The sequence below is a fragment of the Mycobacterium sp. MUNTM1 genome (assembly GCF_054660795.1).
Genome location: NZ_BAAGDE010000043.1, coordinates 1 through 13,951, shown reverse-complemented (window position 1 = coordinate 13,951; position 13,951 = coordinate 1). Strand labels below are relative to the sequence as shown.

At 68.4% G+C, this 13,951-nt stretch carries 15 protein-coding genes; 4 read left to right on the top strand and 11 right to left on the bottom strand.

All coding sequences use genetic code 11. The features are described 5' to 3' along the window. Positions 1–27 precede the first annotated feature (27 nt). Positions 28–855 (bottom strand): acyl-ACP desaturase, encoded by an 828-nt coding sequence (locus tag ACYQ8K_RS21490; protein WP_459972174.1) that lies wholly within the window; start codon positions 853–855, stop codon positions 28–30. Positions 856–978: 123 nt separating this feature from the next. After that, positions 979–2,448 (bottom strand): glycine hydroxymethyltransferase, encoded by a 1,470-nt coding sequence (locus tag ACYQ8K_RS21485; RefSeq protein WP_459972173.1) that lies wholly within the window; start codon positions 2,446–2,448, stop codon positions 979–981. A 115-nt stretch (positions 2,449–2,563) separates the two neighbouring features. Between ACYQ8K_RS21485 and coaA the strand changes: the two genes are divergently transcribed. Further along, a complete protein-coding gene (coaA, locus tag ACYQ8K_RS21480; protein WP_044487112.1) occupies positions 2,564–3,502 on the top strand; it encodes a type I pantothenate kinase in 939 nt (312 codons plus the stop codon). Between the two features lie 28 nt (positions 3,503–3,530). Here coaA and ACYQ8K_RS21475 read toward each other — a convergent pair whose 3' ends face one another. The 3 genes from ACYQ8K_RS21475 to ACYQ8K_RS21465 form a co-directional block, all read right to left on the bottom strand. Further along, a complete protein-coding gene (locus ACYQ8K_RS21475; RefSeq protein WP_459972171.1) occupies positions 3,531–3,953 on the bottom strand; it encodes a hypothetical protein in 423 nt (140 codons plus the stop codon). A gap of 249 nt (positions 3,954–4,202) precedes the next feature. Further along, a complete protein-coding gene (locus ACYQ8K_RS21470) occupies positions 4,203–5,573 on the bottom strand; it encodes a hypothetical protein (RefSeq protein WP_459972169.1) in 1,371 nt (456 codons plus the stop codon). A gap of 49 nt (positions 5,574–5,622) precedes the next feature. Continuing rightward, positions 5,623–6,411 (bottom strand): (2Z,6E)-farnesyl diphosphate synthase, encoded by a 789-nt coding sequence (locus tag ACYQ8K_RS21465; protein ID WP_459972257.1) that lies wholly within the window; start codon positions 6,409–6,411, stop codon positions 5,623–5,625. Positions 6,412–6,589: 178 nt separating this feature from the next. On the opposite strand from ACYQ8K_RS21465, the gene trhA reads away from it, so the two are divergent. Then, the gene (gene trhA / locus ACYQ8K_RS21460) at positions 6,590–7,363 is read left to right on the top strand and encodes a PAQR family membrane homeostasis protein TrhA (protein WP_459972167.1); all 774 of its coding nucleotides are present in this window, start codon (positions 6,590–6,592) and stop codon (positions 7,361–7,363) included. Here the strand turns inward: trhA and ACYQ8K_RS21455 are convergent. The 4 genes from ACYQ8K_RS21455 to mca are packed head-to-tail and all read right to left on the bottom strand — an operon-like array spanning position 7,360 to position 10,947. Then, positions 7,360–7,743: a nuclear transport factor 2 family protein gene (locus tag ACYQ8K_RS21455; protein WP_459972165.1), complete on the bottom strand. Its 384-nt coding sequence runs from the start codon at positions 7,741–7,743 to the stop codon at positions 7,360–7,362. The two genes, trhA and ACYQ8K_RS21455, sit on opposite strands and share 4 nt — an antisense overlap. A gap of 21 nt (positions 7,744–7,764) precedes the next feature. After that, a complete protein-coding gene (locus ACYQ8K_RS21450) occupies positions 7,765–9,780 on the bottom strand; it encodes a thioredoxin domain-containing protein (RefSeq protein ID WP_459972164.1) in 2,016 nt (671 codons plus the stop codon). Further along, positions 9,767–10,078, bottom strand: coding sequence for a hypothetical protein (locus ACYQ8K_RS21445; RefSeq protein ID WP_459972163.1), 312 nt, complete (start codon positions 10,076–10,078; stop codon positions 9,767–9,769). Before ACYQ8K_RS21445 ends, ACYQ8K_RS21450 begins: the two co-directional genes overlap by 14 nt. Beyond that, positions 10,075–10,947 (bottom strand): mycothiol conjugate amidase Mca, encoded by an 873-nt coding sequence (gene mca, locus ACYQ8K_RS21440; protein WP_459972162.1) that lies wholly within the window; start codon positions 10,945–10,947, stop codon positions 10,075–10,077. Before mca ends, ACYQ8K_RS21445 begins: the two co-directional genes overlap by 4 nt. A gap of 122 nt (positions 10,948–11,069) precedes the next feature. On the opposite strand from mca, the gene ACYQ8K_RS21435 reads away from it, so the two are divergent. Together ACYQ8K_RS21435 and greA are read left to right on the top strand one after the other, a co-directional pair. Then, positions 11,070–11,504 carry a DUF4307 domain-containing protein gene (locus ACYQ8K_RS21435; protein WP_459972161.1) on the top strand — a complete coding sequence of 145 codons (435 nt, stop codon included), beginning with the start codon at positions 11,070–11,072 and terminating at the stop codon, positions 11,502–11,504. 220 nt (positions 11,505–11,724) lie between these two features. Continuing rightward, on the top strand, positions 11,725–12,219 hold the full coding sequence (greA, locus tag ACYQ8K_RS21430) for a transcription elongation factor GreA (protein ID WP_064953998.1): 495 nt from the start codon (positions 11,725–11,727) through the stop codon (positions 12,217–12,219). A 77-nt stretch (positions 12,220–12,296) separates the two neighbouring features. Here the strand turns inward: greA and ACYQ8K_RS21425 are convergent, their stop codons facing one another. Next, positions 12,297–13,463, bottom strand: a complete 1,167-nt coding sequence (locus ACYQ8K_RS21425) for a cystathionine gamma-synthase (RefSeq protein WP_459972160.1) — start codon at positions 13,461–13,463, stop codon at positions 12,297–12,299. Between the two features lie 11 nt (positions 13,464–13,474). After that, positions 13,475–13,951 (bottom strand): RDD family protein (locus ACYQ8K_RS21420; protein ID WP_459972158.1); only part of this gene is annotated, 477 nt, incomplete at its 5' end.

The window sequence follows — 13,951 nt, the reverse complement described above, 5'->3', positions numbered from 1 at the left end:
GATGTTGAGGGGCGCGTGCAGACCGGCTTAGCCGACGATCAATTGCCGCAGTTCAGGCTCGTCCGCGAGCCCCCACGCGGTGATGCGGTCGGAGATCGCCTGACGCAGCTGCTCCGGATCGAAAATGCCTGCCTTTTCGACGTTCTGCACCTTGTCCGCGTACGCGTCGATGTCGGCACCGGGCACCTTCAGGTCGGCCGCGCGGGCGGCGATCGCCGCGATGGTCTCGTCGCGGGTGTACTCGAGGCAGTGCGCGACGAGGTTGGAGAAGAAGACCTCGTGGCGCCGCTCGTCGCGGGCGATCCGGTCCACGAGGCCAGCCAGGATGGGCTCCTCGAGCTTGGCGGCCAGGTTTTCACAGAACACGGCGTGGGTCCGTTCGACGAACGCCATGTGCACCAGCGTTTCCACCTGCGAGTAGGTGTCGGCGCGGTAGCCCTTCATGACGTACTGGACGCGGGCCTCTTCGTTGGCGGTCGGGTCCACCTCCCGGGTCACCACCAGGTACTCGCGCAGCGCGATGGCGTGCAGGTGCTCCTCGGCGGTCCACCGGCCCAGCCAGCGGCCCCAGTAGTCCTCCAGGATGAAGTGCTCGACCAGCTCGCGGTGGTGGGCGGCCAGGTTGTCCTTGAGCAGCAGCATGATCTCGCAGGCGTCCGTCAACGGCCTCGGCAGCGTCATCGACGACGGGTCCCAGTCGCGCCCACCGAGGAAGGCGAAGTTCTCGCCCCGGTCGAACGGCACGTAGTCGTGCGCGAACCAGAGTTCTTCGGTGGACAGGTGGCGGTCGATGTTCGCTTCGACGACCGGCTCGAGTTCCAGGGTCAGCGCGTTAGCGACAGGTCTTTCGGCCATGAGATAACTGTAACCCGCGTACACAGGTTCATGAAATCGACCGGGTCGTGTCGCGGCAACTGATGACTTTGGTCCTCAGGGCCGCCCGGGTGAGCACTCTGGGGCCCCTCCTGCGGCGCAAACCTAGAGCGCGAGGCCCGGATACAGCGGATTGGCGTCCAACAGTTCGGCCGCGGCAGCGCTGACCCGTTCGGCCGTGCCATCGGCCAGCGAGTACTTGGCCTTGGAGGCGCCTTCCGGCTTCGTGTTGGCCAGGACGTCGACCATCAGTTCGGCCACCCGGTCGAACTCGGCCGGACCGAAGCCGCGGGTGGTCAGCGCCGGGCTGCCGAGCCGGATCCCGCTGGTGTACCAGGCGCCGTTCGGGTCGGCGGGGATGGCGTTGCGATTGGTGACGACGCCGGCGTCCAGCAAGGCCGACTCGGCTTGACGTCCCGTGAGGCCGAACGATGTGACGTCGAGCAGCACCAGGTGGTTGTCGGTGCCCCCGGTGACCAGGTGGGCATCGCGCTTGAGGAAACCGTCGGCCAGGGCCTGGGCGTTGTCGGCGATCCGCTGGGCGTAGGCCTGGAACGACGGCTGCCGCGCCTCGGCGAGCGCGACGGCCTTGGCCGCCATCACGTGCGACAGCGGCCCGCCGAGCACCATCGGGCAGCCCTTGTCGACAGCGTCGGCGTATTCGGGTTGGCACAGGATGAGGCCGCCGCGGGGACCGCGCAGCGACTTGTGCGTCGTCGTGGTCGTGACATGGGCGTGCGGCACCGGGTCCTCGTCGCCGGTGAACACCTTGCCCGCCACCAGGCCGGCGAAGTGCGCCATGTCCACCATCAGGGTGGCGCCGACCTCGTCGGCGATCTCACGCATCGTCGCGAAGTTGATGCGGCGCGGGTAAGCGGAGTAGCCGGCCACGATGATCAGCGGCTTGAACTCACGCGCGGCGGCCGCAACGGCGCCGTAGTCGACGAACCCGGTGTCGGGGTCGGTGCCGTAGCTGCGCTGGTGGAACATCTTGCCGGAGATGTTGGGCCGGAAGCCGTGGGTGAGGTGGCCGCCGGCATCCAGCGACATGCCCAACAGGCGCTGGTTGCCCAACGTGTTGCGCAGCTTCTCCCAGTCCGCCTCGGACAAGTCGTTGACATGCTTGACGCCGGCATCGGCCAGGGCCGGCGCCTCGATCCGGGTGGCCAAGATCGCCCAGTACGCAACGAGGTTGGCGTCGATGCCCGAGTGCGGCTGCACGTAGGCGTGCGGCGACCCGAACAGCTCACGGGCGTGCTCGGCGGCGACGCTTTCCACGGTGTCGACGTTCTGACAGCCCGCGTAGAAGCGGTGTCCGATGGTGCCCTCGGCGTACTTGTCCGACAGCCAGGTCCCCATGGTCAGCAACACCGCGGGCGATGCGTAGTTCTCGCTGGCGATCAGCTTGAGCGAATCACGTTGGTCGGCGAGCTCTTTGCGCGTCGCCGCGGCGATGCGAGGTTCGACGGACTCGACCACCTGCAGTGCGGCGCGGTAGGCAGCGCTCGCGGTGTCGGCGTATTCGGCGCCCGGTGACATGGTCGAGGTGGCGGTGCGGGTCAAGTCGGCTGACATGTGAACGAGACTAGTCGGCCGACTAACCCCACAGCGAGGGCGCTCGCGCTATCCAGCGTCGAGTTTTCGCCAGCCCAGCCGTCGGGCTTTTCGGCGCCCCTGCAACACTTGCACTATGCCGCGGCTTAGCGAGCCGAGCCCATATGTGGAGTTCGACCGAAAGCAATGGCGTGCGCTTCGTATGTCGACGCCGCTGGCCCTCACCGAGGAAGAGCTCGTCGGCCTGCGCGGTTTGGGTGAACAAATCGACCTGCTCGAAGTCGAAGAGGTCTACCTGCCGCTGGCCCGGCTCATTCACCTGCAGGTCGCGGCGCGCCAGCGATTGTTCGCCGCCACCGCCGAGTTCCTCGGCGAACCCCAGCAGAACCCGGACCGGCCGGTGCCGTTCATCATCGGCGTGGCCGGCAGCGTGGCGGTCGGCAAGTCGACGACCGCTCGTGTGCTGCAGGCCCTGCTCGCTCGGTGGGATCACCACCCGCGGGTCGACCTGGTCACCACCGACGGCTTCCTGTACCCCAACGCCGAGCTGGACCGGCGGAACCTGATGCACCGCAAGGGGTTTCCGGAGAGCTACAACCGTCGCGCGCTGATGCGGTTCGTGACCTCGGTCAAATCCGGCTCGGACTACGCGTGCGCGCCGGTGTACTCGCACCTGAAATACGACATCATCCCCGGGGCCAAGCATGTGGTCCGGCACCCCGACATCTTGATCCTGGAGGGCCTCAACGTTCTGCAGACCGGTCCGACCCTGATGGTGTCGGACCTGTTCGACTTCGGCGTGTACGTCGACGCCCGGATCGAGGACATCGAGCAGTGGTACGTATCGCGATTCCTGGCCATGCGCAGCACCGCCTTCGCGGATCCCGAATCGCACTTCCACCACTACTCGGCCCTCAACGACACCAAGGCGGTCGCCGCCGCTCGCGAGATCTGGCGGTCGATCAACCGCCCCAACCTGGTCGAGAACATCCTTCCGACCCGGCCGCGCGCCACCCTGGTGCTGCGCAAGGACGCCGACCACTCCATCAACCGGCTGCGGCTGCGCAAGCTTTAGCGCTGTAGGCAGCCGCAGGGTCGGCAGATCAGGCCTCGAGGCGACGCAGTCCCAGGTATTGCAGCGCAGCGAATGCCGCGGTGTACGCGCCGCTGGCCAGAGTCAACGCGACGCCGGTGCCGGTGAGCGGCAGCGCTTCGGCGGCCACGATCGCCGCCAGCGTGAACGCGACGTTGACGACCACGACGCTGATGCCGAGGCGTCGCAGCTCCGGCAGCGCCCCGAGGCTGAACACCAGCAGCCCGGCGATCACGAAAGCCACGCCCACGCCGTATTCCTGGAAGGAGGTCAGGCCGGTCAGCGACGAGATCGGGTCGGCGAGGAAGGCGATGGCCAACCCGCACAGCCCCGTCAGGGTCGCGTCCGCACGCACGGCAAAACGCAACAGCGAGTCCGTTGAGTCGTAGAGGGGCCGGGTCGGGATGCTTGAAACACCGGTGATCGAGCTCATGTGCTTACTCCTCGCGATGGCGGGTTGGGTCGTACAGCTTTGAGGGTGCCGCCAGTGCACTGCCATATCGACTCGTGGCGCTGCCAACTACTGCCACGGAAACAAAGACGAGGTGGTTCACCCGACTATTCCCGTCAGCGGGTAAATATTTGACACGCGCCAGTCCTGGGGCTCAGCGGCCCCACCAGTCACAGGTACACGGGGCACAGCACTGTGCCGTCGGCGACCGCGGTGACTCCTGTACCCGTTCTAGTCGCTGGGAACCGGCACCCGGCCGCGAAGATCGGCGGCGATCAGCCGGGCGGCGGCGTTCTGCCAGTTGTGCAGCGAGCGCTGCGGAACCTCGGTGACGAACCACTGCCAGGCCTGCCGCGCGACCGGATCCAGGCCCGCGGCGGTGGCGTTCTGTGCGTACGCACGCACGCCGACTACGTACGGGAAATACAGCGAGTTGTAGTAGCGCCACTCCTCACTGGTTCCGAAGTCGCCGCCGTCGCGCGGCTTGAGCCGCGCTATGCCGTCGGCCAGCACGGCCTTGAGTTCGTTGGCCCGCTCGATCGGCTGGTCGGGCGCTCCCCGGGCGGCCAGCCGCTCGTCGATCACCGGCAACGCGGTCAGCGGGCTGGCGACCAGCTTGGTCAGGTCACCGTAGTGGCCCAGGGCGCGGCGGGTGAGCCTGGCGAAGGTGACGTCGTCGACACCGGCCAGCGGGTGCTCCTGGCGCAGCGGCAGCGCCGCCCCGGTATGACGCAGCGCGGCCCGATCCGCCCGCAGCGCAGGCGATTTCGAGAAGGCCAACCGGTCAAGCGCCCCGGCTAGCGGATCGGCGAGCACCTGCACGGTGATCGCGATGGCGAGGCTGGTGAACAGCAGCACGGTCAACGCGGTCTGCGCGCCGGGCTCGTCGCGGGTCACCGCCAAGCCGATCAGCGCCTGGCCGCCGAACAGCACCGCCACCGCCACCGAACCGGCGAACGAGCGAAGCATGTCGGCGCGCAGCGCGTGGCCCTCGTCGAACGCGTCCCACAGGGCGACGGCGACCCCGAGCCCCAGGACGTCGCAACTCGTCGACGCCAGCGCAATCCAGCTGGGCACCAGGCCCAGCGGGATGACCAGGATCGCGTTGCTCAGCGCGAAGAACAGGGTGGCGGTGATGGCGAGCCCCACCGCCGGCCTCGGTCGCCGCGGGCGGCGCAACGCGACGGCCATCGCACCGAGCGTCGACACTGAGATCACCGCGAACATCAGCCAGTGGCCCGGACGCAACGGCCCCTCGACACTGCCGGCCAGCGCCGCCCCGAGCAGGGTCAGCGCGGCCATCCCGGCCACGAGTAACACCTCGCGGGTGCGTGAGCGCCAGCCGTCACTGGGCCGGGACAGCTCGACGAGCACCGCGAACCACGCCACACCGGGGACGGCCGCCAGGTAGATCTCGACCCGGCTCAGCAGCTGGGCATGCCCGGGGCTGGCCGTCCGAATCGCATCCAGGCCCACCACGAGCGCAAAGCCGCACAGCCCGGTCGCCGCCAGCGCGAGGACGGGTTTGCGCGGATCGCGGGCGGCCAGATACAGGCCCAGCCAGGCGCTCAGCGTGAATACCACCGCCGACAGCGCAGCCATGTCCTTAGTGTGGCACGCGTGTGAGCAGGCGCTGAAGGCCTTCGGGGGGCTACTTGCCGTGCCGGCGATCCCGCCGGCTGTAGTCACGCAGCGCGCGCAAGAAGTCGACGCGCCGGAACGCCGGCCAGTGCGTTTCGCAGAACCACATCTCCGAATACGCGCTCTGCCACAGCAGAAACCCGGACAGCCGTTGCTCGCCCGAGGTGCGGATCACCAGGTCGGGGTCGGGTTGGCCGGACGTGTAGAGGTTCTCGGAGATGGCGTCGACGGTCACCGCGTCGACGAGCTCTTCGCCGGTGGCGCCGTTGGCGAGCTCTTTGTTCAGCAACGCGCGCACCGCGCCGACGATCTCCTGCCGGCCGCCGTAGCCGACCGCCACGTTGACGTGAAAGGGCGCGACGCTGGGCGTGGACTCGACCGCACCGCGCAACCGGCGCGCCGGCTCGTCGCCGAGCAGTTCCAGGTCCCCCACCGTGCGCACGCTCCAGCGGTTGGCCGGTGCGCAGATCTCCTCCACGACGTCGGTGATGATTTCGATCAGCCCGGCCAGCTCGTCGGGATCGCGTTGCAGGTTTTCGGTGGACAGCAGATACACGGTGGTCATTTCGACCCCGGCTTCCTGACACCAGCGCAGCATCTCGGCGATCTTGGACGCGCCCATCCGGTAGCCGTAGCTGACGTCCTCGTATCCCGCGTCGCGGGCCCACCGCCGGTTCCCGTCGCACAGCACGGCGATGTGCCGCGGCAGCTGCGACTTCGAGGCGGCCAGGCCCTGCCGCAGCCGCAGCTCGTAGACGCGATACAGCGGCTCTTTGAGGCGCGGCGGGATAATTTCCACGAGCATCCACCCTACTGCCAGCGGTGATTTATTCACCGGTTCTCATTTCGGCCCGGTGCCTGAGAAACCTGAGAAGCCGAGACTGCGCCGTAACCATCCCTGGCTACTGTGGATTCTGAGCAGCCCCCGGCGACCTCCCCACTGGTATCCCGAGTCGCGAGGACAAGACACAGGAGACATGAGCAGCCAGACCAGCACCATCCCCAATCCGGAACCCGAACCCGAGTCGATCGTTCCGGGCAACACCGTCGAGGAGTTCGTCGAGGGTGCCGCCCAGTTCTTGGGCAAGCCCCGGATGCGCGGCTGGATCCACTTCGTCTCGGCGTGGCTGGCCATCATCACCGGCGCCACGCTGGTGTCGGTGTCCTGGGCGGTCTCCTCCCCCCGCGCCGGCCACTCGACGCTGGTCTACGCCGCGGCGACGGTGGCGATGTTCGCGGTCAGCGCCACCTATCACCGGGTGCAGTGGAAGTCGGACGTCGCGCGCAGCCGGATGAAGCGGCTCGACCATTCGATGATCTTCGTCTTCATCGCGGGCAGCTACACCCCGTTCGCGCGGCTGGTCATGCCGCAGAACACCGGCGTGCTGGTGCAGTGCATCGTGTGGGGCGGCGCGGCGGCCGGCATCGCGTTGAAGATGTGCTGGCCGACGGCGCCGCGCTGGGTCGGCGTGCCGCTCTATCTGCTGCTGGGATGGGTGGCCGTCTGGTTCGCGCCGACGATCCTGCACCAGGCCGGCGTGGCCGCGATGGTGCTGCTGGCGGTGGGCGGCGTGTTCTACAGCGTGGGCGGCATCTTCTACGGGCTGCGCTGGCCCGACCCGTGGCCGAAGACGTTCGGCTACCACGAGTTCTTCCACGCCTTCACCGCGATCGCGGCGATCCTGCACTACATCGCCATGTGGTTCGCCGTCTTCTACACCAGCGACCACGCCTGGCTGATCGGCGGCTAGGCCGGGGCGACGTCGTCCTCCGGCGACCAGTAGGCCTTCATCGAGGCGATCTTGCCCTGGCCGTCGAAGACCATGACGTCGATCGGCTCGATCACCATCCGGTGCTCGCCCGCGGTCACGGTCAGCCGGAATTGGAAGGCCGCCTCGTTGCCCGCGACGCGCAGCGTCAGCAGTGTGCATTCGCGCTGCAGTTCGTTGACCGCGGAGTAGAAGCCGTGGATGGCCTGCCGGCCGATGTGCACCTCGCCGCCGACCGGATCCTCGACGGTGGCGTCGTCGGCGTACAACTCGACCAAGTCATCGGCGCTGCCCTTGGCGACCAGCTCGATGTAGCGGTTGACCGTGCTTCTGATCGCTTCGGTCTTGGCGGCATTCGGCATGGGAGGCAGGGTAACCCCGCGTCAGCGACCGGAAACACCCAGGGCGGCGGCGAGTTCGGCCGCGGTCGTCACCGGCAGGTCGCAGACCTGGCCCCGGCACACGTAGGCGGCGTCCGCCCCGCCCACCCGGGCCCGGCCGGCCAGCAGCGCCGACGAATCCACCTCCCCGCCTACGACGATCGCCCCGCCGGGCGCCAGCCGTCGCGCGTGGACCAGCAGCGCCGAGGCCGCCGGGTCGCAGGCGACCGCGATCTGCAGCGGTCCGCGCACCGCCGCTTCGGCGACGGCCAGCCAATGCCCGGCCGATCGCGGCGCGCGGTCGAGCAGCAGCGAGTGCGCGCCGAGCGATTCGGCCGCCGCCCGTAGATACCGCTCGGCGCGATCGCCGTCGACCAGGTGCGCGGCGGTCAGCAGCGCCTCGGTGATCGACGACGCTCCAGACGGGGTCGCGCCGTCGAGCGGGTCGGCCGGCCGGAGCACCAACTGCTCGGCATCGTCGGCGGTGTCGAACCAGCGGCCGGGTTGGGCCTGGTCGGCGAAGTGCGCCAGCGCGGTGTCCAGCAGGTCGGTGGCGGCCGCCAGCCAGGCCGCATCGGCGCTCAGCTGGTACAGCGCAAGCAGCCCGGTGGTCAGCATCGCGTAGTCCTCGAGGATGGCGACGCTGTCGCCGACCACCCCGCCCAGGCTGGCGCGTCGCAACCGGCCGTCGACAACATGCAATTCCAGCAGCTCCCGCGCGCAACGCCTTGCGGCGTCAATCAATTCGGGCTCGTCGAGTGCCACGCCGGCCTCGGCCAGCGCGGTGATCGCCAGCCCGTTCCACGACGTGACGACCTTGTCATCGCGTCCGGGCTGGATCCTGGTGTGCCGGGCGGCCAGCAGCGCGGACCGCACCCGGTCCAGCCGTTGCCGATCCTCGGGATCGGCGGGTTGCTGCAGCACCGAGGCGCCGTGCTCGAACGTGCCGCCCGCGGTGACCGCGAAAACGCCTGCCGCCCAGGGCCCGTCGTCGGGGCCGAGCACCTCGTTCAGCTGCGCCGGTGTCCAGACATAGGTCGAGCCCTCGCGGCCGTCGGCGTCGGCGTCCAGCGACGAGGTGAACATGGCGCCGTCGGCCAGATCGTCGAGCAGGAAGCGGGCGGTCTGGGCGGTGACCCGGCGCGCCAGGGGATCGCCGGTGCGCCGGGCCCAGTGCGCGTAGGCGCGCAGCAGCAGCGCGTTGTCGTACAGCATCTTCTCGAAATGCGGGACCACCCAAGCGTTGTCGACGCTGTAACGCGCGAATCCGCCGCCGAGCTGGTCGTAGATGCCGCCGCGCGCTATCGCGTTGCCGGTGTGGGCGACCGCCGCGAGCGCCGCCGGCGATCCGGTGCGCTCGAAGTGCCGCAGCAGCGCCTCGAGCAGCGCCGACGGCGGGAATTTGGGCGCTCCGCCGAATCCGCCGTGCACCGCGTCTTGTTCCTTGAGCAGCGCGGCGACGGCATGATCGCACAAATCCGTCGCCACGGCCGGACCGGAACCGGGAAGCGCCGACGCCATGCTGCGTAGCTCACCGGCGATATGGTCGGAGGCCTCCTCCACCTCACCACGACGCTCCCGCCAGGTGGCGGACACGGCCGAAAGCAGTTGCAGGAAGCCTTCTTTCGGGTAGTACGTGCCGCAGAAGAAGGGGCGCCCGTCCGGCGTGAGGAAACACGTCATCGGCCAGCCGCCCTGCCCGGTGAGCGCGACCGTGGCGTTCATGTACACCGCGTCGATGTCCGGGCGTTCCTCGCGGTCGACCTTGACGCAGACGAAACCCGCGTTCATCGCGGCTGCCACGTCGTCGTCCTCGAACGACTCGTGGGCCATGACGTGGCACCAGTGGCAGGCCGCGTAGCCGACCGACAGCAGGATCGGCACGTCGCGGGCGGCGGCTTCGGCCAGCGCCTCGGGGGTCCACTGCTGCCAATGCACCGGATTGTCGGCGTGCTGGCGCAGATACGGGCTGGTCGCCAGCCCTAGGGTGTTCGTCGAAACGGGGTCAGCCGGGCTCATCGCCGGGCCCCGGGGCTCGCGGCGAGCCATCCGCCTGGTCAGGCGCGCTCCCCCGGTCGACCGCGTCGGTGCCCTCGTCGGCGGCCTGGTCCGGTTCGGGATGCTTGGGATCAAACGATTCCGGCACCTTTTTCAGCTGCCGGTTCATCGACCGCAGCAGGAACAACGTGCTGATCAAGAGCAACACGACGATCAGCAGCCCGACCGGGCTGGCCTTGCCGAAATCCGGGCCGTTGTGGTGCGGCGGGCCGTCGGCCTGCCACGCGGCGGCGGTCACGACCAGATAAAGGTGATTCACTCGTCGCTCTCGATTCCGGCGAACAGGTCGTCCTCGGGCAGCCGGGCCGGGACGCGCGAGCGTGCCAACTCGAATTCCTCAGTGGGCCAAAGCCGTTGCTGCCACGCGATGGGGGCGGCGAAGAAGTCGTGGTCGGGATCGATCTGGGTGGTGTGCGCGCGCAGCGCGTCGTCACGCTGGCTGAAGTACGCCGAGCACTCGACCCGCGTGGTGACCCGCGACTCGAACGGGTCGTGCTTGGCGTCCCAGTGTTCGAGCCACTTCTTGAACGGGGGTTCTTGACCGTGCTTGATGGCTTCGTCGTGCAGCAACTGCATCCGGGCGCGCAGGAACCCGTGGTTGTAGTAGAGCTTGGACACCGTCCACGGCTCGCCGGCGTCCGGGTAGAGCCGGTAATCGCCGGCCGCCTCGAACGCGCCGACCGAAACCTGGTGGCAGCGAATGTGATCGGGATGCGGGTAGCCGCCGTTCTCATCGTACGTGGTCATCACGTGCGGGCGGAACTCGCGGACCACGCGGACCAGCGCCTCGACCGACTCCTCCAGCGGCACCAGCGCGAAACAGCCCTCGGGCAGCGGCGGCGGCGGGTCGCCCTGGGGCAGCCCGGAGTCGACGAAACCCAGCCAGGTGTGCTCCACGCCGAGTATCTCGGCGGCCTTGGCCATCTCGTCACGGCGGATTTCGGCGATGTGTCCATGCACCTCGGGCAGGTCCATCGCCGGGTTGAGAATGTCGCCACGCTCGCCGCCGGTCAACGTCACCACCAGCACCCGGTGGCCCTCGTCGGCGTAGCGGGCCAGCGTGGCCGCGCCCTTACTGGACTCGTCGTCGGGGTGGGCGTGCACCGCCATCAACCGCAATTCGCTCACGTGCTCCCTTGTCACCTCTGGTGGTCGCCCGGTCTGACCCTATAATTCCAGTTCCGACTTCATTGCATGCCGTCGGCTTGCGCCCCGCGGCCGACAACCAGGCAAAACAGGCGTAACCAGGTATGACCGAAACCCCGATTTCCCGCCCCGAGGGCCGCTACGGGCGGTCCCGGCTGTCGCGCGTCTCCCGGCGATGGGTGATCGCCGCGTTGGGCGCGCTGGTGATCGCCTCGGGACTCGTCATCGCCGTCATCGGTTATCACCGGTTCGGCACCAGCGACGTCAAGGGGACGATGGCGAGCTATCGGGTGATCGACGACCAGACTGCGTCGATCACGATCAGCGTGACGCGTTCGGATCCGTCCCGGCCGGCGCACTGCATCGTGCGGGTCCGCGCGCAGGACGGCAGCGAGACGGGCCGGCGCGAGCTGCTGGTCCCGCCGTCCGATGCGGCCACCGTGCAGGTGACCACGACGGTGAAATCCTTCGAACCGCCGGTGGTGGCCGACATCTATGGCTGCGGCACCGATGTGCCCGCCTACCTGCGCCCCGCGTGACCTCGGCGATCCACGGCGAACTGCGAATATGGGGTCATCAACTGTTTGCGCGGTGGTAACATGGATGAATGCACGGTTCCGGTTGGGGCCGTGTTGCTGCATTAGCGACCGTGAGCAAAACGGAGCGGCAGCACACGGGGAGGGCCCGCACCTCCGGGGCGGCGGAGCTGACACGGGTTGAACGCGAACTCGCGAAACAACATACGAGGAGCACGACGAGATGACGGACACTTCCGTGACCTGGCTTACCCAGGAGTCACACGATCGACTCAAGGCCGAGCTCGATCACTTGATCGCGAATCGTCCGGTCATCGCCGCGGAGATCAACGACCGCCGCGAGGAGGGCGACCTGCGCGAGAACGGCGGCTACCACGCCGCCCGTGAAGAGCAGGGTCAGCAGGAGGCCCGCATCCGTCAGCTGCAGGACCTGCTCAACAACGCCAAGGTCGGCGAGGCGCCCAAGCAGTCCGGCGTCGCGCTGCCCGGCTCGGTGGTGAAGGTCTACTACAACGGCGACAAGTCCGACACCGAGACCTTCCTGATCGCCACCCGCCAGGAGGGCGTCAACGACGGCAAGCTCGAGGTGTACTCGCCCAATTCACCGCTGGGCGGCGCCCTGATCGACGCCAAGGAAGGCGAGACCCGCACCTACGTGGTGCCCAACGGCAACACCGTCGAGGTCACGCTGGTCAGCGCGGAGCCCTACCACTCCTGATCGGACGCCGCGTCGAGCGTGCGCAGTCGTACACGCTCGCCCGCGTGTCGCGGACGAACGCGCACGCTCGGCGCCGTCTAGGCCAACGCCTGATCGAGATCGGCCAGCAGGTCGGCGATGTCTTCGATGCCCACCGACAGGCGCACCAGATCGTCGGGAACCTCCAATTGCGAACCGGCCGTCGACGCGTGCGTCATGGCGCTGGGGTGCTCGATCAGCGACTCGACCCCGCCCAGCGATTCCGCCAGGATGAACACTTTCGTCTTGGCGCACAGATCGCGGGCGGCGTCGCGGCCGCCGCGCATGCGGACCGAGACCATCCCGCCAAAGGCGCTCATCTGCCGTGCGGCGACCTCATGGCCGGGGTGTGAGGGCAGGCCGGGATAGAGCACCGCGCTCACCGCGGGGTGACCGTGAAGGAATCCCGCTACGGCAGAAGCGTTTTCGCTGTGCCGCTGCATGCGCAGCACCAGCGTCTTCAGGCCGCGCATCGTCAGGTAGGCGTCGAACGGGCCGGGCACCCCGCCGGCCCCGTTCTGCAGGAAGGCGAACGCCTCGTCCAACTCCTGATCGTTGGTGACCAGCGCACCGCCCACCACGTCGGAGTGCCCACCGATGTACTTGGTGGTCGAGTGCAGCACGATGTCGGCGCCCAGCGTCAATGGCTGCTGCAGTGCCGGCGAGGCAAATGTGTTGTCCACCAACAGCTTTGCCGAATTCCGTCGCCCCAGTTCGGCCAGCGCGGCGATGTCGGCGATGGACAGCAGCGGATTGGTCGGGGTTTCCGCCCAGATCAGCCGGGTTCGCGGCGTGATCGCGGCGGCGACGGCGTCCAGGTCGTGCAGCGCCACCGGCGAGTACCCGACGTTCCACTGGGTGAAGACCTTGTCGATCAGCCGGAAGGTGCCGCCGTACGCGTCGTTCGGGACCACCACATGGTCGCCGGGGCGCAGCAACGCGCGCAGGGCGCAGTCGGTGGCGGCCATACCGGACCCGAACGCACGGCCGTAGGCGCCGTCCTCGACGGCCGCCAGCGCGGCTTCCAGCGCGGCACGGGTCGGGTTGCCGGTGCGCGCGTATTCGAACCCCCCACGCAGGGCGCCGACACCGTCCTGGGCGAAGGTGCTGCTGGCATAGATCGGGGCGTTCACCGCGCCGGTCGCCGGATCCGGCCGATAGCCGGCGTGAATCGCTTTGGTGGCCAGTCCGGTGAACTCGGGGTGCCCGTTGCGGTCGTCGCTCATCGACGATCAGCCTAGGTGACGGCCGGCCTCTCGGCGCCGTCGATCGGCAAGCACACCGTCGTCATGATCTTGTCCGCCAACGTCTGACGCTTCGAATCCCACAGCGGGAAAAGGAAACCGATGAAGCAGATGATCGCGTCGACGAAGTGCGCCAGCGAGCGCACCACCGACAGCCCGAAGCCGATGGGTTGGCCGGTGACCTCGCTGACCACCTTGCACTTCAGCACCGACTTGCCGACGCTCGACCCGGTGGTGCCCTGCCGGTAGCCGTAATTCCAGATCAGGTAGAACAGCCCGATTATCGACGCCAGCCACTGCGCCACCATGCCGATAGTCGAGTTCTGGGTGGCGCAGTACTGGTTGACGGCGTACTGGGTGACGTCGGTGATGCAAGCGGTCTGCTGGGTGGCGACCAGGATCGCGGTGCCGATCCCGTGCACCACGACGTACGGGAGGATGTCGATGATGAACGCCAGCGCACGGGTGAG